Below are 224 nucleotides of genomic sequence, written 5' to 3'. Positions count from 1 at the left end.
AACCAAGGTTCAGTCCGTGAGCATCTGGTCATCACTCGTTATAATGCCGAACGTGCCGCTGCCAATGAAATGATGGATATTGATACCATTTCTAATGATATCTTGAAAGTGCCTTTACTTGGTGTGATTCCTGAAAGCCATTCAGTTCTAGAAGCATCTAACCATGGTGAGCCAGTCATTCATTATACCGATTCTATCGCTGGTCAGTGTTATGATGATCTCGT

The 224-nt window shown here is 42.4% G+C and carries 1 pseudogene; it reads left to right on the top strand.

Annotated elements, in window-relative coordinates:
• A pseudogene (locus CIK81_RS18920) lies at nucleotides 1–224 on the top strand (septum site-determining protein MinD); the annotation flags it as partial.

Origin of the sequence: Brachybacterium sp. JB7 (assembly GCF_003335205.1) — a bacterium.
Classification (GTDB): domain Bacteria; phylum Actinomycetota; class Actinomycetes; order Actinomycetales; family Dermabacteraceae; genus Brachybacterium; species Brachybacterium alimentarium.
This window is presented reverse-complemented; position numbering and strand designations above follow the sequence as displayed.